This window comes from Gellertiella hungarica (genome assembly GCF_014197145.1).
Lineage (GTDB): Bacteria > Pseudomonadota > Alphaproteobacteria > Rhizobiales > Rhizobiaceae > Gellertiella > Gellertiella hungarica.
Genome location: NZ_JACIEZ010000003.1, coordinates 140765 through 162299 on the forward strand (window position 1 = coordinate 140765; position 21535 = coordinate 162299).

Annotated in this window: 22 protein-coding genes; 15 read left to right on the forward strand and 7 right to left on the reverse strand. The window is 62.1% G+C overall.

Translation table 11 applies throughout. The annotated features are described in order from the left end of the window. Window positions 1–4: 4 nt before the first annotated feature. Window positions 5–322 carry a TfoX/Sxy family protein gene (locus tag GGR23_RS09175; protein WP_183365913.1) on the forward strand — a complete coding sequence of 106 codons (318 nt, stop codon included), beginning with the start codon at window positions 5–7 and terminating at the stop codon, window positions 320–322. On the opposite strand, the gene GGR23_RS09180 is transcribed toward GGR23_RS09175, so the two are convergent. The 5 genes from GGR23_RS09180 to bcp form a co-directional block, all read right to left on the reverse strand. Then, window positions 295–765, reverse strand: coding sequence for an NUDIX domain-containing protein (locus GGR23_RS09180; RefSeq protein WP_183365914.1), 471 nt, complete (start codon window positions 763–765; stop codon window positions 295–297). The genes GGR23_RS09175 and GGR23_RS09180 overlap by 28 nt on opposite strands. Window positions 766–773: 8 nt before the next feature. Next, window positions 774–2255 (reverse strand): DEAD/DEAH box helicase, encoded by a 1482-nt coding sequence (locus GGR23_RS09185; RefSeq protein WP_183365915.1) that lies wholly within the window; start codon window positions 2253–2255, stop codon window positions 774–776. Between the two features lie 214 nt (window positions 2256–2469). Continuing rightward, window positions 2470–3762: a peptidoglycan DD-metalloendopeptidase family protein gene (locus tag GGR23_RS09190; protein WP_183365916.1), complete on the reverse strand. Its 1293-nt coding sequence runs from the start codon at window positions 3760–3762 to the stop codon at window positions 2470–2472. 128 nt (window positions 3763–3890) lie between these two features. After that, window positions 3891–4718: a ferritin-like domain-containing protein gene (locus tag GGR23_RS09195; RefSeq protein ID WP_183365917.1), complete on the reverse strand. Its 828-nt coding sequence runs from the start codon at window positions 4716–4718 to the stop codon at window positions 3891–3893. Between the two features lie 39 nt (window positions 4719–4757). Beyond that, window positions 4758–5237 (reverse strand): thioredoxin-dependent thiol peroxidase, encoded by a 480-nt coding sequence (gene bcp, locus GGR23_RS09200; RefSeq protein WP_183365918.1) that lies wholly within the window; start codon window positions 5235–5237, stop codon window positions 4758–4760. A 144-nt stretch (window positions 5238–5381) separates the two neighbouring features. On the opposite strand from bcp, the gene GGR23_RS09205 reads away from it, so the two are divergent. Beyond that, window positions 5382–8750, forward strand: a complete 3369-nt coding sequence (locus GGR23_RS09205) for a YhdP family protein (RefSeq protein WP_183365919.1) — start codon at window positions 5382–5384, stop codon at window positions 8748–8750. A 225-nt stretch (window positions 8751–8975) separates the two neighbouring features. On the opposite strand, the gene tyrS is transcribed toward GGR23_RS09205, so the two are convergent. Then, window positions 8976–10229 carry a tyrosine--tRNA ligase gene (tyrS, locus tag GGR23_RS09210; protein WP_183365920.1) on the reverse strand — a complete coding sequence of 418 codons (1254 nt, stop codon included), beginning with the start codon at window positions 10227–10229 and terminating at the stop codon, window positions 8976–8978. A 96-nt stretch (window positions 10230–10325) separates the two neighbouring features. Here tyrS and GGR23_RS09215 point away from each other — a divergent pair, with 96 nt between their 5' ends. After that, entirely contained in the window at window positions 10326–11447 is a 1122-nt protein-coding gene (locus tag GGR23_RS09215; protein ID WP_343066654.1) for an anhydro-N-acetylmuramic acid kinase, read from the forward strand. A 187-nt stretch (window positions 11448–11634) separates the two neighbouring features. Here GGR23_RS09215 and GGR23_RS09220 read toward each other — a convergent pair whose 3' ends face one another. Continuing rightward, a complete protein-coding gene (locus tag GGR23_RS09220) occupies window positions 11635–12312 on the reverse strand; it encodes an alpha/beta hydrolase (protein WP_183365921.1) in 678 nt (225 codons plus the stop codon). Between the two features lie 215 nt (window positions 12313–12527). Here GGR23_RS09220 and GGR23_RS09225 point away from each other — a divergent pair, with 215 nt between their 5' ends. From GGR23_RS09225 to GGR23_RS09280, 12 genes are all read left to right on the forward strand, one after another. After that, window positions 12528–13691 (forward strand): cysteine desulfurase family protein, encoded by a 1164-nt coding sequence (locus GGR23_RS09225; RefSeq protein WP_183365922.1) that lies wholly within the window; start codon window positions 12528–12530, stop codon window positions 13689–13691. 144 nt (window positions 13692–13835) lie between these two features. Beyond that, entirely contained in the window at window positions 13836–15305 is a 1470-nt protein-coding gene (sufB, locus tag GGR23_RS09230) for a Fe-S cluster assembly protein SufB (RefSeq protein ID WP_183365923.1), read from the forward strand. Further along, window positions 15305–15682: a nucleotidyltransferase domain-containing protein gene (locus GGR23_RS09235; RefSeq protein ID WP_183365924.1), complete on the forward strand. Its 378-nt coding sequence runs from the start codon at window positions 15305–15307 to the stop codon at window positions 15680–15682. The genes sufB and GGR23_RS09235 overlap by 1 nt, the downstream gene beginning before the upstream one ends. After that, window positions 15679–16110 (forward strand): HEPN domain-containing protein, encoded by a 432-nt coding sequence (locus GGR23_RS09240; protein ID WP_183365925.1) that lies wholly within the window; start codon window positions 15679–15681, stop codon window positions 16108–16110. The genes GGR23_RS09235 and GGR23_RS09240 overlap by 4 nt, the downstream gene beginning before the upstream one ends. A gap of 50 nt (window positions 16111–16160) precedes the next feature. After that, window positions 16161–16916 (forward strand): Fe-S cluster assembly ATPase SufC, encoded by a 756-nt coding sequence (gene sufC / locus GGR23_RS09245; RefSeq protein WP_183365926.1) that lies wholly within the window; start codon window positions 16161–16163, stop codon window positions 16914–16916. Between the two features lie 47 nt (window positions 16917–16963). Beyond that, window positions 16964–18235: a Fe-S cluster assembly protein SufD gene (gene sufD / locus GGR23_RS09250; protein ID WP_183365927.1), complete on the forward strand. Its 1272-nt coding sequence runs from the start codon at window positions 16964–16966 to the stop codon at window positions 18233–18235. Window position 18236: 1 nt separating this feature from the next. Next, window positions 18237–19478 carry a cysteine desulfurase gene (locus GGR23_RS09255; RefSeq protein ID WP_183366371.1) on the forward strand — a complete coding sequence of 414 codons (1242 nt, stop codon included), beginning with the start codon at window positions 18237–18239 and terminating at the stop codon, window positions 19476–19478. A gap of 12 nt (window positions 19479–19490) precedes the next feature. Continuing rightward, entirely contained in the window at window positions 19491–19865 is a 375-nt protein-coding gene (locus tag GGR23_RS09260; protein WP_183365928.1) for an SUF system Fe-S cluster assembly protein, read from the forward strand. A gap of 76 nt (window positions 19866–19941) precedes the next feature. Beyond that, on the forward strand, window positions 19942–20337 hold the full coding sequence (gene sufA / locus GGR23_RS09265; RefSeq protein WP_183365929.1) for a Fe-S cluster assembly scaffold SufA: 396 nt from the start codon (window positions 19942–19944) through the stop codon (window positions 20335–20337). A 57-nt stretch (window positions 20338–20394) separates the two neighbouring features. Next, window positions 20395–20637, forward strand: a complete 243-nt coding sequence (locus tag GGR23_RS09270; RefSeq protein WP_183365930.1) for a BrnT family toxin — start codon at window positions 20395–20397, stop codon at window positions 20635–20637. Beyond that, window positions 20637–20819 (forward strand): hypothetical protein, encoded by a 183-nt coding sequence (locus tag GGR23_RS09275; RefSeq protein WP_183365931.1) that lies wholly within the window; start codon window positions 20637–20639, stop codon window positions 20817–20819. The genes GGR23_RS09270 and GGR23_RS09275 overlap by 1 nt, the downstream gene beginning before the upstream one ends. A gap of 52 nt (window positions 20820–20871) precedes the next feature. After that, window positions 20872–21501 carry a LysE family transporter gene (locus GGR23_RS09280; protein ID WP_183365932.1) on the forward strand — a complete coding sequence of 210 codons (630 nt, stop codon included), beginning with the start codon at window positions 20872–20874 and terminating at the stop codon, window positions 21499–21501. The last annotated feature ends 34 nt before the right edge of the window (window positions 21502–21535 follow it).

The following is a 21535-nucleotide window of genomic DNA, read 5'->3' on the forward strand; positions in this document are numbered from 1 at the left end:
GGCAGTGGATAACGATCACATCGAGGAGATCTTCACGGCGCTCGGGCCGGTCACCATCCGCCGGATGTTCGGCGGCAAGGGTGTCTACTGCGATGGCCACATCCTCGCGGTCGTCTACAAGGGCGAACTGCTGCTGAAGGCGGATGAGGAAACAGCACCCCTGTTTGCCGATGCGGGGGCCGTGCAATGGGCCTATCTCAGCAAGACCGGCAAGACCGCACACATGCCCTACTGGTCCATTCCCGACGAGGCTCTGGATGATCCCGACGAGATGACGGTCTGGGCTCGGCGCGCTTACGAGGCGGCGCTGCGGGCGAAGTAACCCCTTTCCGACAATGCCGTGACCGCATCCGCTGCAAAGCGGGAAAGCGGAGCCGGAAGTTCATCCGGCCCGAACCATCCGAAGCCGTGAAACTTGTCCGGCTCGGGCATGCCCGGCTCGCCGGAAAAATCCGTCGTGACAAAGATGAGTGAGAGCCAGTGCTGCCCGTCCTCCGGGATGATCTGTTCCGACAGACACAGGAAACCGATTTCGCCGATGGCAAGCGCGCTTTCCTCCTCGGCCTCGCGGCGGGCAGCCTGCGCGGCCGGTTCCATGTGGTCCACCTTCCCGCCGAGAATGTTCCAGCTGCCGGCCTCCGGCGCCTTGACGCGGCGATAGAGCAGCAGCTTGCCGTTTCTCATGACGGCAAGGCCTGCACCCACCCCGGGAAAGGAAAGCCCCGGCAGGCCGGGGCTTGGTTGTGCGGGACTATCGGCAGCCATGGCTGGCATCAGCCCTTCGCGGCAAGGCCTGCAATGAGCATGAACGCCGGAATGTCGTCGCCGAAGCCGACCGGGGTCGGACCGTCGTCGTGATCGCGATGACGGTTGCGGCGCTCGCGGCGGCCGTCGTCATTGGCGGGGCTCGGCCGGCTGTTGCGCACCGGGGCCGGCTGCTGCTGGGGCCGCGCCTCCGGCTGACGCTCGGCACGGGTTTCTGCAACGGGTTCCACGGCTTCGATCATCTCTTCCTCGACCTGCTTCTCGTTCTTGTTGCGGCGGTCGCTACGGCGCTTGGAGCCGTCGCGGCTTTCCTTGCCCTTGCGGGGCCGCTCGACGGTTTCCATCGGCGCGGGCAGCGAGGAGAGGTCGCCATTCAGCCATTCAATCTTCTGGCCGATGAGCTTTTCGATGGCTTCCGCATACTTCAGGTCGCTCTTGGTGACCAGGGTAAAGGCGGCGCCGCTGCGTCCTGCGCGGCCCGTGCGGCCGATGCGGTGGACATAGTCTTCCGCGTGGATCGGCACATCGAAATTGAAGACGTGGCTGACATCGGGGATGTCGAGGCCGCGGGCTGCCACATCCGAGGCGACGAGCAGCGTGATGTTGTTGTCCTTGAAGTTCTGCAGCATGGTCGTGCGCGAACGCTGGTCCATGTCGCCATGCAGGGCACCGACGGAGAAGCCGTGGCGGTCGAGCGAGCGGAAGAGGTCTGCGACATCCTTCTTGCGATTGCAGAAGATGATCGCGTTCTTCAGGTCGTCCTGCGCGCGGATGATGTCACGCAGGGCGGCACGCTTCTCGTAATCCTTGTTGTGGCAGGCAATGAGCTTCTGCGTCACGGTCTTGGCAGTAGAGGAGGGCTTTGCCACCTCGATCCGCTCGGGGTTCTGCAGGAAGCGGTCGGCCAGCTTCTGGATCTCCGGCGGCATCGTGGCCGAGAAGAACAGCGTCTGGCGGGTAAAGGGGATGAGCTTGGCGATCCGCTCGATGTCGGGAATGAAGCCCATGTCCAGCATGCGGTCGGCTTCGTCGATGACGAGGATTTCCACGCCGGTCATGAGCAGCTTGCCGCGCTCGCAATGGTCCAGCAGGCGGCCGGGGGTGCAGATCAGCACGTCGGCGCCGCGCTCCAGCTTGCGGTCCTGCTCGTCAAAGGACACGCCGCCGATCAGCAGCGCGATGTTCAGCTTGTGATTCTTGCCGTACTTCTCGAAGTTTTCGGCGACCTGCGCGGCGAGCTCACGGGTGGGTTCCAGAATGAGCGTGCGCGGCATGCGTGCCCGGGCGCGGCCCTTCTCCAGAAGCGTCAGCATCGGCAGCACGAAGGAGGCCGTCTTGCCCGTTCCCGTCTGCGCGATGCCGCAGATGTCGCGGCGCTGAAGGGCGGGCGGGATCGCTCCTGCCTGGATCGGGGTCGGGATTGTGTAGCCCGCGTCGGTAACAGCGGAGAGGACTTTCGGGCTCAGGCCAAGGTCAGCAAATGTGGTCAAAGGGAATTGTTTTCCGTTACGGTTCAGAGGAAACCACGTGTTGAATCGAGCCGCGCTACAGCACGGACGCAGGGCGGAATAGTCCGAATGAGGCTCAAAGTCAAGGAAATGCAGGCTTTTCAGCCGCTCGCACGGGTTGAAACTGGCTTAAAGAGTAAATTTCCGGCGAAATTAAGGTGGCCGTCATAGCAAAGCGGCGGCTTGGGGGTGCCAATCAGCGCAGGAAGGTGTTGAGCTTGGCTGCGGCGTTGATGAAGCGCATGGGGTTTTCCGGCTCGCCCTGATAGCGCACTTCATAATGCAGGTGCGGACCGGTGGATCGTCCGGTGCTGCCGGCGCGGCCGATCAGCGAACCGTTTTCCACCGCGTCTCCCACGGACACGAGAATGCGGGAAAGATGGCCGTAGCGAGTCGTGATGCCATTGCCATGGTCGATTTCAACCATGTTGCCGTAACCGCCGACAGCGCCCGCCACGGTCACCTTGCCGGCGCCGGTGCTGACCACCTCTTCTCCGGTCTCGAAGCGGAAGTCGACGCCCGTGTGCATGGCGAGCTTTCCGAGAAAGGGATCGGTGCGGTTGCCGAAGGTGCTGGTGATGTCGCGACCGGGTGCGGGATTGGTAAAGGGCAGGCGCTTGGCGGTTGCCTTGACCTCTTCGAGCCGGTTCAGGGCCGAGTCCAGCCTCGAAAGCGAAAGATCGAAATTGTCCTGGCTCATCGGGTCCACATAGGGGCCGCCCTCTGCACCAGCCGCTTCCGCCGGTGCCGTGGCCTGGGTTTCGATCGGAATGCCGGTCCGCTGCATGATGGTTTCCATCTCGTCCGCGGTCTGGGTCGCGCCTGCGGTGAGCGATTCGACCTTTTCCAGCTGATCCTGCTCGATGGACTTGAGGGAAAGCGTCATCCGCGAGAAGAGCTTGTCCGCGCGGTCACCCGCCGTTTCGTGTCCGTCACCGGCGGAGGCCTGGTAGCCGAGCGCGGCAACGGGGGCCGAAGCATCCTCGGCCTTGCCCATCAGGGCGTCGATGGCCTTCAGCCCGCCGCCGGCAGAGGCCGTCTTTGCAGGTTCTGCCTGGAAAGCGGTTTCGGGTGCGGAAATGCCGGAGGCTTCGGCGCGCTCGAGGAGAGGGCCTATCTTGCCGTGACGGGAGGCAAGGGCATTCTGCTGTTCAAGCAGCTTTTCCACCTTGTCCTCGACAACCTGCTGGTCGAGCATCTGCCGGGAAGTGACGCGATCCACCTGCGCCCGGAGCGCTGCGATGCGATCTTCATATTCGAACTGCATACGCGCCTGGCGCGCCATGGTGGCACCGATCAGGTCGTCGCGGAGCACGAGATAGGCGGTTGCGGCAAGATAGCCGACGCTGACGGCGCCAAGAAGTGTCAGGCCAAGGCCGGTCATCCAGGGGCGGATGCGCATGTGGCGCACCTTCTCTCCACTGGCGAGGATCAGAAAGTGGTCCGGGCGGCGCTTGCCGAATACGCGGCTTTCCTGATGCTGGCTCACGGTCTAACTCCCTCGGAAGCAGGTCCCGCGAAGGGTCTGCCTATTGAGGTAATTAGAAACTATTAAGGTTAATAATCTCTTTAATCTTCGCTTCCGGGCGCCCGCAACGCCCGCATTACCGGGCTTCTTCAGGCATTGCTGATCGAGGGAAGCGAGCGGTAGAAGGAGGGCGTGAGACCCGCTTCCGCACGCGCGATGTCGTTGAACGGAGGCTTCAACGGACCGCGGAAATTGGCCCGTACCAGATCCTTGAAGGTGGCGGCGGGATCTTTCCGTTCCCGGGCGCAGAGGAAACGGAACCACTTTGCCCCGATCGCCACATGCCCCTTTTCATCGTTGTAGATGACGGACAATACGGCTGCGCTTTCGAGATCGCCTGTCTCCACCATCTTCTCCTGCAGCGATGGCGTGACGTCGAGGCCGCGGGCCTCGAGAATCAGCGGCACGACGGCGAGGCGTGCGCTGAGCGAGTTTCTCGTGGCATGGGCTGCCTGCCAGAGGCCGTCATGAGCCGGAAGATCACCATAATCGGCTCCAAGTGCCCGCAGCCTCTCGCGTACCATGCCGAAATGCTTGGCCTCCTCGAAGGCGACCTGCATCCAGCCATCGAAAAAGGAGTGGGGCACGGGCTCGCTTGCGAAACGGGCGACGATATCGAGGGCGAGGTCGACGGCGTTCAGTTCGATATGGGCGAGCGCGTGCAGCGTTGCGATGCGGCCCGCCAGCGTGTGCAGCGAGCGCTTCTTCATTTCCCTCGGCGGCACCAGTGGCGGCCTTTCCGGGCGGCCGGGCCGGTCGGGAAGGGGCGGATCCAGCGGCGAGCGGAGCGAGATCGCCCGGTTGAACCACCGGGTCGCCGTTTCACTGGCGATCCGTGTCTTTTCGTCGAGATCGGCCGAGCGGATTGCCACGATGCATCCCGCCCTCAGCGAGTCGATGGTCCGTTCTGCGCTCATGCCCGTCCGCCTGCCTGGTATGGTTCGATCTTACCCGCCTCAGAGGGCGCGTGCGGCGGCTAGCACGTCTTCGGCGTGTCCATCAACCTTCACCTTTTCCCAGATGCGGGCGATCTTGCCGTTGCCGTCGATGAGGAATGTCGTGCGCTCGATGCCCATGTAGGTCTTGCCATACATGCTCTTTTCCTTCCACACGCCGTAGGCTTCCAGTACGGAATGTGTCTCGTCGGAACCGAGAATCACCCTGAGATTGTGTTTCTTGACGAACTTGTCGTGACTTTTGACGTTATCGGCCGATATTCCAATGACCGCTGCGTTGATGGCGGCAAACTGATCGGAAAGGGCGGAAAAGCCGATCGCCTCGTTGGTGCAGGCCGGCGTGTTGTCCTTGGGATAGAAGAAGAGGACCACCGGGCGGCCGCTGTAATGCGACAGCGCCACCGTGTCGCCGCCATCGCGCGGCAGAGAAAAATCGGGGGCGAGAGAACCGACCGAAAGAGAAGGATGCTCGGCTGACATGTGGATACCTTTCCATCGACTGAAGAGACTGGATTGTGGCGTCGCGCCATCTGGTTATAGCATTTGCGAATATAGGGTGGCCGGCGCAGACGTCCATGAGGAAACGGAGGGGAGTTTGCAGGCCGGGAGGACAGGACGAGACCGATGAGGGAACGGCGTGCCGAGAGTGAAAGACGGCCGAAGGCCGGCGCTGGCCGAACGAAGCCGGCCCGTGCGCGCCGTTCGTTCGGGGCGCGCATTGCGTGGTTTCTCGTCAAGGCGACGCTGACCCTGGCCATGCTGCTGGTGCTGCTCGCCGGCGCGGCCTTCATGGCGATAGAGGCTGGTGCGCTCGACAAGACACTGACCGCAAGGGCCGAAGGGGCGCTGAACGGCGCCGTCGGGCCGCGCTACGTCGCCAAGGTCGGGCGCACCGCGATCCGTTTTTCCCACAATCGGCAGCTTGCCATCGAGGCGCGCAATGTCGTCATGGTCGACAGGGAAACGGGGCGCACCGTATCGGAAACGGGGGCCATCCGCATGGCGCTCGATCCCTTCAAGCTGATCGACGGCGAGATCATCGTGACCCGGATCGAAGCGGATACGGTGCGGTTCGATACGGCACTCTTCTCGACCGGAAAGGGTCTCGATCTCACTCGGGTGCGCGTGGACCAGATTCCGGCGCTCGTCGACTCGGGCTTTGCGCAGCTCGATCTCTTTGGCGGCTTCATCGACCGCGCACGCACGGATGCGCTCGAGGTGCGGGGCATGGAATTGCTCGCACAGCAGCCGGACGGCAAGGTGGCCCCGCTCGGAAGGGCCCACTTCATGCTGGAGCGCCGGGAGGACGGCGCGCTGGCGATGGACGGGGCACTGGAACTCGAGGGAGATGCCATTCCCTTTGCCATCACGGCGGACCGCAAGCTGGGAAAGGCGACAGCGTTCCGCGCCTCGCTGTCGGACATTCCGCTCGGTCGGTTCGGGCCCGGCCCCAACGCGCAGGGAAAGGTGGTGGAGCGCTTCGATGCGAGTGCCAATGCGGAGATCAGCGCCACCAGGCGCAGCGCGGAACTCGATCCGGACATCCGCCTTTCCGCCCGGCTCAATCCCGGCACGCTGACGCTCCATGCCATCGACCAGCCATTCGATGGTGCCAACATCGATGCGGTTTACGACTTTGCCAAGAATTCCGTCGAGTTTCTGCCTTCGGCTATGCGTTTCGGTGCGACGAACCTGCCATTTACGGGCGGTCTGATCGATCTGGACCGGATCAATCCCGACGCAGGGAAGGGGTTCGGGATCGATTTTCTCGTGCGCGGCGGCAAGGTGTTCACCGAGGCCTCCGGTGCTCCGCCATCCGATATGGATGCCCAGGCTTCCGGCTACTATCAGGCGGAAACGAAGGAGCTGATCTTCAACCAGATGGCAGCCTCCACGCGCGCCGGTTCGCTGATCGGGTCCATGAAGCTGAAATTCGGCGGTCCGGAACCGGAGATCAGTTTTGCCGCGCAGACGCCGAGCGCACAGATGCAGGCGGTCAAACAGCTCTGGCCGTTCTGGATCGCACCGGTGGCCCGTAAGTGGGTATCCAGCAATCTCTTTGCCGGATCGGTCTCCAACGGTTCGATTGCCGTTTTCGTGCCGGCCGTGCGCCAGCGCAATCCCGATGGAAGCCTTCGCCTCGACCCCGAACAGCTGAACATCAATTTCGACGTCACCAATGCGCGGGTCAACATTGCGGGCGACATTCCCCCCGTGCGGGGCACGACCGGGCGGATCCAGCTCAAGGGGCCGACGCTGTCCGTGGACATCAAGTCCGGCACCTCCTATTTCCCCACGGATCGTTCGGTGAACATCGACGGGGGTACCTTCACGATCCCCGACATTTACGAGCATCCCCTCACGGCCGACATGGCCATAACGGTATCGGGCGCCGCCGACGCGGTGGCGGAACTGATCACCTATCGGCCAATCAAGTTCCTGGGCCGGACCGGCCTCAAGCCGGAGGACATGGCCGGCAACATTCGGGCAGATGTAAAGGCCCATTTCGGGCTGAACTCGGCCGATGACATCGAGCCGGAATGGACGGCTGCGATGACCCTGACGAATGTCGATCTCATGAAGCCGGTACAGGGGCGGCAGTTGACGGGGCTGACCGGCACCGTCGATGTCGATCCCCGGCGTGCCGTGCTCAAGGCCAAGGGCAAGGTGGATGACGTTCCCATGGAACTCACCGCCACCGAACCCTTTGACGACGAGTCGAAGACGACGCGCGAGCGGCTGCTTACCCTGGCGCTCGGAACCAAGGACATCGCGAGGCTTTTTCCGAACCTCGAGCAGGTAGTGGGTGGCACGGTGAAGGCCAAGGTATCGCTGATGCCCGATGACCTGCAGAAGGTCGAGGCCGATCTTTCCGCCGCCACGCTGAAGGTGCCGGGCAGCGGCTGGACGAAGGGGGCCGGCATTCCGGCTCGGGCGAGTTTCGATGTGGCGCGCCAGGAGGAGAATGTCGAAGTTCGCAACCTGTCCATCGACGGGGAAGGCTTTGGCGTCACCGGCCGTATCGAGGCGCGGGGCGGCAAGCTCGTCGTTGCTGCCTTCGACAAGGTGAAGCTCGCCGCCAACGACAATTTTTCAATCCGGGTCAAGCCGATCCGCTCGGGTTACGACGTATCGCTGAGCGGCGTCTCCGCCGACGGCAGGGCGGCGCTGACGCGGTTGAGAAGCGTGGGGACCGATACCGATCCCACGCCGCGCACCTTCACCCTGGTGCTTCGTGCCAAGCTGGACAAAGTCTATGGATTTGGTGACGAAACCCTGCGCAACGTCGATCTTGCCTATGCTCCGATCACGGCAGATGGCGGAAAGCTGCAGCTTTCCGCGCTCACCGGAAACGGGCAGCCCGTGGTCGGGCAGATGGTCGAGGACAATCGCGGGCGCTTCGTGCAGATAACGAGCGCCGATGCGGGCGCCACCTTCCGCTTTCTCGGCCTCTACAGCCGCTTGCAGAAGGGGCTTCTCAACACCCGCATCCGCCCCGGACGCGACGGCAGCTGGAACGGCAACATGGACATTCGCGATTTCCAGCTCGCCAACGAAGAGCGCCTCCAGACCATCGTCTCCACGCCTGCCGGCAAGGATGGCCGCAGTCTCAACAAGGCAGTCAAACGCGATATCGACGTCCGCTCGGAGAAATTCCAGCGGGGCTTTGCCTATTTCCGCTACGCCAGCGGTGCGCTGATGATCGAGAACGGCATCCTCCGCGGTACGCAGGTGGGCGCGACCTTCCAGGGCACGCTGAGGGATGCGGCGGGCAACATGGACGTTACCGGCACCTTCATGCCGGCTTATGGCCTGAACCGCCTTTTTGCAGAGCTGCCGGTCATCGGCATCCTGCTTGGCAACGGCCGCGACCGCGGGCTTCTCGGCATCACCTTCAAGCTCACCGGCCCCTTCGAGAAGCCCAATCTGACCATCAACCCGCTCTCGATCATCGCGCCCGGTATCTTCAGGCAGATCTTCGAGTTCCAGTGAGGCATAGTCGGATTGGGCTTCGACCCGGCTCTGCCGGGCCTCTTTCCCGGAGGCGGAGACAGGGTAGCGTTGGTGATGGCAGCCTGGCGGGTGACCCTGCGAATGAAGCGGTCTCGGGATGAGCTATCCAGAACCTGGGAGATCTGTCTCCCGCCCCCGATAGGCTGATAGCGGGAAGGCCAGTGGAGGCGGTGCGGCAGGAACCGCAGCCGCCTCCAGATCGGATCAGACCGGGCGAACCAGGATGTGCTTCTTCTTGCCCAGCGAGAGCTTGATGACGTTGTCGCCGGTGACGTCTGCGGTGCCCACGATCTGGCGCTCGTCGGAGACGGCCTTGTCGTTCACCTTCACCGCGCCGCCTTTCACATGCCGGCGGGCTTCGCCGTTCGATTCGGCAAGCCCGGCACGCACAAAGAGGGCGAGAACGCCTATGCCGGCTTCGAGCTCGGCCGACGGCACCTCGATGGAGGGAAGGTTATCGGCAAGCGCACCTTCCTCAAAGGTCTTGCGGGCGGTTTCCGCAGCCTGTTCGGCGGCTGCGCGGCCGTGCAGGATGGCGGTTACTTCGGTCGCGAGGATCTTCTTCACCTCGTTGATTTCCGAGCCACCCAGGGCCGAAAGCCGGGCGATCTCGTCCATCGGCAGCTTGGTATATAGCTTGAGGAAGCGGGAGACGTCCGCATCCTCGGTGTTGCGCCAGTACTGCCAGAAATCATAGGCGGACAGCATGTCGGCGTTGAGCCAAACCGCGCCATTGGCCGATTTGCCCATCTTGGCGCCGGAAGATGTGGTCAGCAGCGGCGAGGTGAGCGCGTAAAGCTGTTTCGTCCCCATGCGGTGACCGAGATCGATACCGTTGACGATGTTGCCCCACTGGTCGGAGCCGCCCATCTGCAGCCGGCAGTCATAGTTATTCGCCAGCTCCACGAAGTCGTAGGCCTGCAGGATCATGTAGTTGAATTCAAGGAAGGAGAGCGACTGCTCGCGGTCGAGGCGGGTCTTGACGCTGTCGAAGGAGAGCATGCGGTTGACCGAGAAGTGGCGGCCCACATCGCGCAGGAACTCCAGGTAATTGATCTTCCGCAGCCAATCGGCATTGTTGATCATCAGCGCGTCCTTGGGACCGTCGCCGTAGTTGAGGTAATTCGAGAAGACCTTCTTGATCGAGGCGATGTTGCTCTCGATAGTATCCAGCGTCATCAGCTGGCGGGCTTCGTCCTTGAAGGACGGATCGCCCACCATGCCGGTACCGCCGCCCATCAGCGAGATGGCGCGATGCCCGGTTTCCTGGAACCAGTGCAGCATCATGATCTGGATCAGGGAGCCCGCGTGCAGCGAGGGTGCGGTGGGATCGAAACCGATATAGGCGGTCACCGTTTCCTTCTGTAGAAGAGAATCGAGGCCCGATTCATCGGAAATCTGATGAATGTAGCCGCGCTCGGAAAGCGTGCGAAGGAAATCGGATTTGAACTCGGTCATGACCTCAAACTCTGTTAGCCGGTAGATCTGCTGGCCGCGCTTTAGCATTGTTTTTTCCGCCATGCACCAGTTTCATGGCCATTCGGGGGAGACGTCGTGACGCAAGACCTACTCACAGCCATCGGCCTGATGAGCGGAACCTCGATGGACGGTATCGACGTGGCGATCATGCGCACCGACGGCGAGCGCATCGTGGAGCGTGGGCCCTTTCTCGGCATTCCCTTTGACCCGGCCTTTCGCCAGCGGCTGAAGCGGGCGCTCGAGGATGCAAAAACAATCCGCGATCGGAGGGAGAGGCCCGGCACGATTGCAGCCGTCGAGCGTGAGCTGACCTTGCGTCATGCGGCTGCCGTAAAGGAATTCCTGGACGCTCAGGGGCTCTCGGCAGAAGAAATCGATGTTGTCGGTTTTCACGGGCAGACGGTGCTCCACCGTCCGGATGAGGGGCTGACGGTCCAGATCGGCGACGGGTCGCTGCTCGCGCGTGAAATGGGGATACCCGTCGTCTACGACATGCGCGCGAACGACATGGTGCACGGCGGGCAGGGAGCGCCGCTGGTGCCTGCCTATCATGCCGCGCTGGCCGCAGGCTCCGGCAGGCCGGAAGAGACGGTCTGCTTCGTGAACATCGGCGGTATCTCGAACCTCACCGCCATCGCGCCCGATGGTTCCATCCGCGCCTATGACAGCGGTCCCGGCAACACGCTGATCGATCAGTGGGTGGAGCGGGAGGCGGGCATTCCCTATGATCAGGGCGGACGGATCGCGAGCGAGGGCAGGGTCCTCGAGGAGTTGGCACGCCGTTATCTGGAGCACCCCTTCTTTTCGGCAGAGAAGCGCCGCTCGCTCGATCGCAACGATTTCGCCCCGCCCGCTCCCGGAGAGGCGGACCTCGCGGACGGTGCCCGAACCCTTGCCCATGTTGCTGCGGCTTCCATCCTGCAGTCGGCCGGACATCTCGAACCCTTTCCGGGCCTGTTCATCATCTGCGGGGGCGGCCGGCTCAACGGCATCATCATGGACGATTTCCGGAGCATGGCCGGCAGACGCGGCGCCCGGGTGCTATCGGCCGAAGAAGCGGGCTTTGACGGCGATGCCATGGAGGCGGAGGCCTGGGCCTATCTCGCAGTCCGCTCTTTGAAAGGCCTGCCTCTGACCTTCCCGGGTACGACAGGGGTGCGCAAGCCAGTGTCAGGTGGCGTGCTTGCCCGGGATTGAGAAGAGAACTTTTGCCGGGGCGTCGGCGACGCGGCGGATGGTCAGTTCGTTGTGGTCCAGGCGGTAGAAGAACGCATGCTACTTATTCAGGAGCAGGAAGGTGTCGCTCTGGTGCTTCCCGAATGTAAAAACGGACCATATCCAAGGATATGATCCGTCTTCATCCGTTTCATAAGAAATATCTGAATTACCGAATGCGCTTGGCAGCGGGCTCCGGTGTCAGCTCGCCGTTCAGGCGCCGGTCGACATAGTCCTCGCATGCCGCAGTCAGCGCGTCCACCTGTCCGGAGAAGAAGTGGTTGGCTCCGGGAATGGTCTTGTGGGTGATCAGGATACCCTTCTGCGTCTTCAGCTTCTCGACGAGTGCATTCACGTCCTTTTCCGGAGCCACCTTGTCCTGATCGCCGTTGATGATGAGGCCGGAGGACGGGCAGGGCGCAAGGAAGGAGAAGTCATAGGTGTTCGGCTGCGGGGCAACCGAGATGAAGCCCTCGATTTCCGGACGGCGCATCAGGAGCTGCATGCCTATCCAGGCGCCGAACGAATAACCGGCGACCCAGCAGCTCTTGCTGTCCGGATGCAGGCTCTGCACCCAGTCGAGAGCGGAAGCCGCATCGGAAAGCTCGCCGGCGCCATGGTCGAATTCGCCTTGGCTGCGGCCGATGGAGCGGAAATTGAAACGGAGTGTGGTGAAGCCGCGCTTCTGGAAGAGATAGAAGAGCTGGTAGACGATCTGGTTGTTCATCGTCCCGCCAAATTGCGGGTGCGGATGAAGGATGATGGCGATCGGGGCGCTCTTTTCCTTGGAGGGCTGGTAACGTCCTTCCAGGCGGCCGGCGGGGCCGTTGAAAATCACTTCAGGCATCGGTACTCCGGTGTCTCGTTTTTCGGCTCTTCTCCCGCGCCCGGACCCTCCGAGATGACTTGACTCGCAGTGTCAGGTTTTCTAAAACGCAGTTTAGAACCATTAAAAACTGTCTGTGCGGCTGCACTTGGGTGCTTTGTGTCTTAAGGCATGCAAGACAGCAAATTCAAGAAAAATGAACCACCTGTTTCTCGCAGGGGAGAAAAACGGAAGCGATGAGCGCCTCTCGCCTTTATCTTGACTGGAACGCCACGGCACCGCTTTCCGAAGCGGCGCGCGCGGCTTTCGTCGAGGCGCTCGATCTTTCCGGCAATCCGTCATCCGTACATGCGGAAGGCAGGCAGGCGCGGGCAGCGCTGGAAAAGGCGCGGCGCCAGGTTGCCGCCCTTGCGGGGCGCGAACCGGCGCATGTGTGGTTCACGAGCGGGGCAACAGAGGCTGCTAATCTGGTTCTGACGCCCGATTTTCGCATGGGCCGTTCGGCCCTGAGGATCGGGGCCCTTTATGTTTCGGCGATCGAGCATCCGGCGGTGCGCGAAGGGGGGCGCTTCCCTGCCGGTGCGGTTTTCGAGCTTCCGGTCCTGCCTTCGGGTGTGATCGACATCGACGCGCTGAGGCAGCGCCTTTCCACCCATGATGCAGAAAGCGGCATGCCGATGGTTGCGGTCATGCTCGTCAACAACGAGACGGGGATCGTGCAGCCCGTGGCAGCGGTGGCCGAGGTGGTCCGCGCGGCAGGCGGGCTTCTTGTGGTGGATGCCGTGCAGGCGGCCGGCCGTCTGGACCTTTCGCAACATGCTTCCGAGGCGGATTTCCTCATTCTCTCCTCGCACAAGATCGGTGGGCCGAAAGGTGTGGGTGCCATGATAGCGCGGGGCGAGACCCTGATGCCGGCGCCGCTTCTGCGCGGCGGCGGACAGGAAAAGGGTCACCGCTCAGGGACCGAGAACCTTGCGGCCATCATCGGCTTCGGCGCCGCCGCCGAGGAAGCCCTGGTGGATCTCGAGGCGCGCAATGCCTCCATCGGTGTGCTCCGTGACCGTCTGGAGGCGGGCATGATGGATGCTGCGCCGGATGTCATTCTCCACGGAAAGAATGGCCCGCGGGTATCGAACACCACCTTTTTCTCCCTTCCCGGGCTGAAGTCCGAGACGGGGCAGATCGCCTTCGATCTGGAGGGGATCGCGCTTTCGGCCGGTTCGGCCTGCTCGTCGGGCCGCGTGGGGGAAAGCCATGTGCTGGCCGCCATGGGCTTCGATCCCAAGCTGGGCGGCTTGAGGATTTCGATCGGCCCTGGAACCACGGCGGCGGATATCGATCGGGCTCTCGCGGCCTTTTCGAAGATCGCCGGCCGGCGGCGGCTCGCGGGCGCTGCCTGAGCGCCGACAAAATTGAGGAAATGCAAATTTCCTCTGGACAAAAGGGGGTGAAAACACCCTTTTGCAGAACTACATGAGGGCGGTGATGAACCGTCACGTTGACAAGCTGCCGGGCCTTGGCCCCGGCGAGATTGGAGAACGAGAATGGCTGCCGTGCAGGAAACGATCGATCAGGTCCGCCAGATCGATGTCGACCAGTACAAATACGGTTTCGAAACGGAAATCGAAGTGGACAAGGCTCCGAAGGGCCTGAACGAAGATATCATCCGCCTGATTTCGTCGAAGAAGCAGGAACCGGAATGGATGCTGGAATGGCGCCTTGACGCCTATCGCCGGTGGCTGACGATGGAAGAGCCCACCTGGGCGCGCGTCGACTACCCGAAGATCGATTTCAACGACATCCATTATTATGCGGCCCCCAAGAGCACCGCTGGCCCGAAGTCGCTGGACGAGGTCGATCCGGAGCTCCTGAAGGTTTACGAGAAGCTCGGCATCCCTCTGCGCGAGCAGGAAGTGCTGGCCGGCGTACAGACCTCGAAGATCGCCGTCGATGCGGTGTTCGATTCCGTATCCGTCGTCACCACCTTCAAGGACGAGCTGAAGAAGGCCGGCGTGATCTTCATGTCGATCTCCGAGGCCATCCGCGAGCATCCGGAGCTGGTGCAGAAGTATCTCGGTTCCGTCGTCCCGACGACCGACAACTATTATGCGACGCTGAACTCGGCGGTCTTCACCGACGGTTCCTTCGTCTTCGTTCCCAAGGGCGTTCGCTGCCCCATGGAGCTTTCGACCTATTTCCGCATCAACGAGAAGAACACCGGCCAGTTCGAACGGACCCTGATCATCGCCGAGGAAGGGGCTTATGTCTCCTATCTTGAGGGCTGCACCGCACCCCAGCGCGACGAGAACCAGCTTCACGCCGCCGTGGTCGAGCTCGTGGCGCTCGACGATGCCGAAATCAAGTATTCCACTGTCCAGAACTGGTATCCGGGCGACAAGGAAGGCAAGGGCGGCATCTACAACTTCGTCACCAAGCGTGGCGATTGCCGCGGCCACAATTCGAAGATCTCGTGGACGCAGGTGGAAACGGGTTCGGCGATCACCTGGAAATACCCGTCCTGCATTCTGCGCGGCGACAATTCCCGCGGCGAGTTCTACTCGATTGCGGTCTCCAACGGTTATCAGCAGGTCGACAGCGGCACCAAGATGATCCACCTCGGCAAGAACACGTCGAGCCGGATCATCTCCAAGGGTATTTCGGCCGGCCGGTCGAACAATACCTATCGCGGACAGGTCTCCATCCACCGCAAGGCTGAAGGCGCGCGCAACTTCACCAACTGCGACTCGCTCCTGATCGGCGACCGCTGCGGCGCCCATACCGTGCCCTACATCGAGGTGAAGAACCCCCGGGCCAAGGTGGAGCACGAAGCGACTACCTCGAAGATCTCCGAGGACCAGAAGTTCTACGTCATGCAGCGCGGCATCCCGGAAGAGGAAGCCATCGCGCTCATCGTGAACGGTTTCGTCCGCGAAGTCATTCAGGAACTGCCGATGGAATTCGCCGTCGAGGCCCAGAAGCTCATCAACATCTCGCTGGAAGGCAGCGTGGGCTGATGAAGGGGGGGCGTTCAACTTCCCTGGCGGTTGCACCAAATTTCGGGCCTCACGGCTCGGAAGCGGAAGCGCTTGGGGAGCTGGTGCGCCGGTTAAGCGATGCACTTGACCCGCAGATGATCTGGCTTTTCGGCAGCCGCGCCCGTGGTACGGCGCGTCCCGACAGCGATTTCGACCTGCTGGTGGTAGCGAAGGAAGATGGTGGTTTCGGCTGCGATGATTACGAGCGCGTCGATGCGCCGCTGAAAGGATGCTGGATCGGAACGGATGTCATTCCCTGCGATCTGGAGACTTTTCGCGCCAGCCTCGGGCTCAACACGTCGATCGTACGTCAGATCGTCGATCATGGCAGGCTTCTTTACGGGGAGATGCCGTGAGCAGCGCGGAGACGATCAGGGCGGCGCGGGTCAGGTCGTTCGTTCAGCTTGCGCGCGAGGAGCTCGCGGTATCGGCGGACCTGATGCAGGCACACAGGCGACAATCCGCCTATTTCCTGCAACAGGCCGTAGAGAAGGCCCTTCGCGGCGTTCTGGAGGTGGAAGGGATCGCGGCGGGACCGATGCATAGCATTCGCGGGCTATCGGATCTTCTGCCGAAGGATCATCCGATGCGGGAACGCTTCATCGAGCTCGAGCCGCTCTCCTCTGCGTCCACCCGTTACCGTTATCCGACGGCGAATGGCACGCTGATGGATATCGGAGAGAACCATCTGAGGGAACTCAAGCTTCTGGCCGATGCAGTCATCACGGAAGCTATTGTGATTATGGAAACCTATCTTGAAGGTCCGGCCAAGAGCCGGCTTTGAGGAAAGAAGAATTCGGCGGGCCTTGACCCCGCTTATGGAAGGACGGAAACATGCTTGAAATCAGAGACCTGCACGCCAAGATCGCCGATACGGACACCGAGATCATCCGTGGCCTGAACCTTACCGTGAAGGCGGGCGAGGTGGCTGCCATCATGGGGCCGAACGGTTCCGGCAAGTCCACGCTTTCCTACATCCTGTCCGGCCGTGACGATTACGAAGTCACATCCGGGGACATTCTCTACAATGGCGAGAGCATCCTGGAGCTCGATCCGGCCGAGCGTGCGGCGAAGGGCATCTTCCTGGCCTTCCAGTATCCGGTCGAAATTCCCGGCGTTGCCACCATGCAGTTCCTGAAAGTGGCGATGAACTCGCAGCGCAAGGCGCGCGGTGAAGCCGAACTCACCACGCCCGATTTCATGCGCCGCGTGAAGGAGGCCGCCAGCCACCTGAAGATCGATCCCGACATGCTGAAGCGTCCGCTGAACGTCGGCTTCTCCGGCGGCGAGAAGAAGCGCGCCGAAATCCTCCAGATGGCGCTGCTTGAGCCGAAGCTCTGCATTCTCGACGAAACCGACTCGGGCCTCGATATCGACGCGCTGAAGATCGTGGCCGATGGCGTGAATGCACTTCGCTCGCCCGATCGCGCCGTCGTGGTCATCACCCACTATCAGCGTCTGCTGGATTACATCGTTCCGGACACGGTTCACGTGCTCTACAAGGGCCAGGTGATCAAGACCGGCGACAAGACGCTTGCCCATGAACTCGAAGCCAATGGCTATGCCGACATCATCGGTGCCGCGGCCTGAGGCGTTTCCTTCGGGAAAAACGCCTTCGAACTGAGAGGACGACGTTCATGAATGTAACGCAACTCAACCGCCAGACCGCTGCCGAGGCCCAGCTCCTCGAAGCCTATCAGACGGCTCTTTCCGAGCTTCCGGGCGATGGTGCGGTCATGGTCGCACGTGACCGGCTGCTGCACGCGCTGAAGACGCAGGGTCTTCCGACCCGGCGCATCGAGAGCTGGCACTACACGGACCTGCGCACCCTGCTGAAGGCCGTTCCGACGGCCGCCACCGAACTTGCCCCGGCAGTTGATCCTGTCGTCGCGGGCTCGACCGTGCTTGCCCTTTCCGGCGGTAAGCCCACCGGCTCCGCGGCTGTCGACGGCGTTGCCGTCAGCGGCTTCGCTGGCCAGCTGCTCAGCGGCGAGGCGGCGTCCGGTCTTGCCGAGCGCGGTGCGGACGATGCCATCGGCCGGATCAACGGTGCCTTCGTGCGGGACGGCTATGTGCTTGATGTGCCGGCGGGTGCTGATCTCGCCGATGTCATCGAGCTGCAGGCCAATCAGGCCGGCGGCCAGTCGCATAGCCGCTTTCCGGTTCGGTTCGGCGCGGGTTCGAAGGCCGTGATCATGGAGCGTCACCGCGCGGTGACCGAGAATGCGGCCTTTGTTTCTTCGGTATCCGATCTGGTTCTGGAAGATGGTGCCGAAATCACCTGGATCATCCTGCAGCAGCAGGGCGCCGGCGATACCCATTTGGGCCAGATCAAGATCGTGCTGAATGCGGATGCCAAGCTGAAGCTCTATGTCATCAATGCCGGTGGCAAGCTGGTACGGCAGGAAATCCATGTGGTGACCGCAGGCGGCGGCGCCGACCTGACGCTGCGTGGCGTGAACCTGCTCGGCGGCGACAGCCATACCGACGTGACGTTGACGCTCGGCCATGACGTGCCCAATACGACCTCTACGGAGATCATCCGCAACGTGGTCTTCGACCGCGCCAAGGGTGTGTTCCAGGGGCAGATCCGGGTGGCGCAGGACGCGCAGAGGACCGATGCGCGCATGGCCTGCAACACGCTGCTGCTCTCCGACGAGGCCGAATTCTCGGTGAAGCCGGAGCTCGAGATCTTTGCCGACGACGTGCAGTGCGCCCATGGCGCCACGGTTGCCGACATCGACAAGGTGCATCTCTACTATCTGATGGCTCGCGGCATTCCGAAGAAGGAGGCGCGCGCGCTGCTCGTCAATGCCTTCGTTGCCGAGATCGTCGAGGAACTGGAAGAGGAAGCCCTGGTCGAGGCGCTGGAAGGCGTCATCGCCGGCTGGCTGGAGAAGCATGGCTGAGATGGACAGGATCACGCCCGCGACCCCCTATGATGTCGAAGCCATCCGCAAGGATTTCCCGATCCTTTCGCGAGAGGTTTACGGCAAGCCGCTCGTCTATCTCGACAATGGCGCATCGGCCCAGAAGCCGCAGGTCGTGATCGATGCGGTCGCGCATGCTTATTCGCAAGAATATGCGAATGTGCATCGCGGCCTGCATTTCCTCTCCAACGCGGCCACCGATGCCTATGAAGGGGCGCGCGAGAAGGCGCGCCGCTTCCTGAATGCGGGTTCGGTGGACGAGATCATCTTCACCAAGTCCTCCACCGAGGCGATCAACACGGTTGCCTATGGCTACGGCATGCCGAAGATCGGAGAGGGCGACGAGATCGTGCTCACGATCATGGAGCACCACTCCAACATCGTTCCCTGGCATTTCATCCGCGAACGTCAGGGCGCGAAGCTGGTCTGGGTGCCTGTTGATGATGAGGGCGCTTTCCACATCGAGGCTTTCGAGAAGAGCCTGACGGAAAAGACGAAGCTCATCGCCATTACCCACATGTCGAACGCGCTCGGCACCATCGTGCCTGTCAAGGAAGTCTGCCGCATCGCCCGCGAGCGCGGCATTCCCGTGCTCGTCGACGGAAGCCAGGGTGTGGTCCACATGCCGGTCGATGTCCGCGACATCGATTGCGACTGGTACGTGATGACCGGCCACAAGCTCTACGGTCCCTCGGGCATCGGCGTGCTCTACGGCAAGATGGACCGGCTGAAGGAAATGCGGCCTTTCATGGGCGGCGGCGAGATGATCGTCGACGTGTCCGAAGACGGCGTCAGCTACAACGATCCGCCGCACCGTTTCGAAGCGGGTACGCCGCCGATCGTGCAGGCAATCGGTCTCGGCTATGCGCTCGACTACATGGAAAAGATCGGGCGCGCTGCGATTGCCGCCCACGAGGCGGATCTGGCAGCCTATGCCGCCGATCAGCTGCGTTCGGTCAACTCGCTGCGGATCATCGGCAATGCACCGCAGAAGGGCAGCATCTTCTCCTTCGAGCTTCAGGGCATTCACGCCCATGACGTTTCGATGGTGATCGATCGCCGCGGCGTCGCAGTGCGGGCCGGCACCCATTGCGCCCAGCCGCTCTTGAAACGCTTCGGCGTGACCTCCACATGCCGGGCATCCTTCGGCCTCTACAACACGCGCGCCGAAGTGGATGCGCTGGTGGAAGCGCTGGATTACGCCCGCACCTTCTTTGCGTAAGGAGAATAGACCATGACCACGACCGAGGAAAATGCCGATCCGCGCGAGGGGCTGGTAAATTCTGCCATTCCGCCGGAAGAGCTGGCACGGCTTTCTGACGATATCGTCGCGGCGCTGAAGACAGTCTATGATCCCGAAATCCCCGCCGATATTTTCGAGCTCGGGCTGATCTACAAGATCGATATCGAAGACGACCGGATGGTGAAGATCGTCATGACGCTCACCGCTCCGGGCTGCCCGGTGGCCGGCGAGATGCCCGGATGGGTGGAGAATGCCGTCGGTGCCGTCGAAGGCGTCTCCGGCGTTCAGGTGGAACTCACCTTCGATCCGCCGTGGTCGGCCGACCGCATGTCGGAAGAGGCGCAGGTCGCCGTCGGCTGGTATTGAAGCCTTTACCAGCGGCGCTTACATTATGTTTCGAAGCATCGGGCCTTGAACCCGGTTGTGGAAAGGGACTGAAGACATGGGCTTTGCCATCATGACCATCAACGAGGCCGCCGCACAGCGGGTAAAGGCCATCGTTGAAAAATCCGGACCTGACGCCAAGGGCATCCGTGTCGGCGTCAAGAAGGGCGGCTGCGCCGGCATGGAATATACGGTCGACCTCGTGACCGAGCCCGACCCCAAGGATGACCTCGTGGAGCGCGACGGCGCCCGCGTATGGGTCGCGCCCCATGCCACCCTTTACCTTCTCGGCACCGAGATGGGTTTCGAGCAGACCACGCTCCGCTCCGGCTTTACCTTCAACAATCCGAACCAGACCTCTGCCTGCGGCTGCGGCGAATCCGTCGAGCTGAAGCCCGCCGATCTTGCGGCGCTGGCCGCACAGGGCAATCCGGTGGTTCAGGCTGATCGGTAAAATATAAATCACTAATATTTAGAATGACGCATCTTGCCTTCCGGGTAAGATGCGCGCATGATCATATTATGGGACGAGCCGAAACGGCTCAGCAACCTGCAAAAACATGGCCTCGATTTTGCCGAGCTTGATGAGAGCTTTCTGGAGCGCAGCAACATCGTGGGCGCACGGGCGGGCCGTTTGATGGCAATAGGGCAGCTCGGGGTTGAGCCGATCACCGTTATCTTTCGCTGGGTCGGGAGTGAGGCCGTTGAGATCATATCAATGCGCAAGTCCAGCCGGAAGGAAAGGAATCCGTAATGACGAAATGGCCAGAGAGGCGTCAACTGACGGACGAAGAAGAAGAGGAAATCCAGCGCGCTATTGCGAGCGATCCCGATACATGGGAGGCAAGCGAAGAAGACCTCAAGAACGCCCGGCCTTTCCGTGAGGTCTTCCCTGAGATCTATGCGAAAATGAAGGCAGGTGTTGCGGCCAAATAGAGCGTGCTAGACAGGGCGCAGTGTTGCACAATTCCGGTCTGAAACGCGCGCCATGACATTCTATCTATTCCTCAAGGGCATCCTGCTTGGCCTGGCGATCGCGGCTCCGGTGGGGCCAATAGGCGCCCTGTGCATCAACAGAACGCTGGCGCGCGGTTTCTGGGCGGGAGTTGCCGGCGGGCTGGGTACGGCCCTTGCGGATGGCGTCTATGCGCTTCTGGCGGCTTCCGGTTTCGCGGCCTTTTCAGCTATACTCGCCCGCGTGTCCGTCCCTCTGGGGCTGCTTGGCGGGCTATTCATGCTCTGGCTTGGATGGCAGTCCTTGCGCTCTGCGGGTGTGCCGAAAGCTGCGGCAGCTGAAAGCGGGATGGGTGATCTTTTCCGGGTGACCGCGACCACCTTCCTGCTCACGCTTTCCAATCCGGCGACCATTCTGTCCTTTGCGGCGATTTTTGCCGGGCTCGGACTGGCGAGCGATGGCACAGGTGCCTTCACCACCACGGCCGGTGTGTTCACGGGATCGCTTCTCTGGTGGTTCTTTCTCTGCGGGCTGGTAACCGCGCTCAAGAATCGGCTGCCCACTGGCTTTACGCTCTGGGTATCCCGCATATCGGGGCTGATCCTGCTTGCGTTCGGGATTGTCGCGATCAGCTCCGCGCTGCTCTCGCTGACCCGAAGCTGAGAAAAAAAAGGCCGCCCCGGCCTCCCGGGACGGC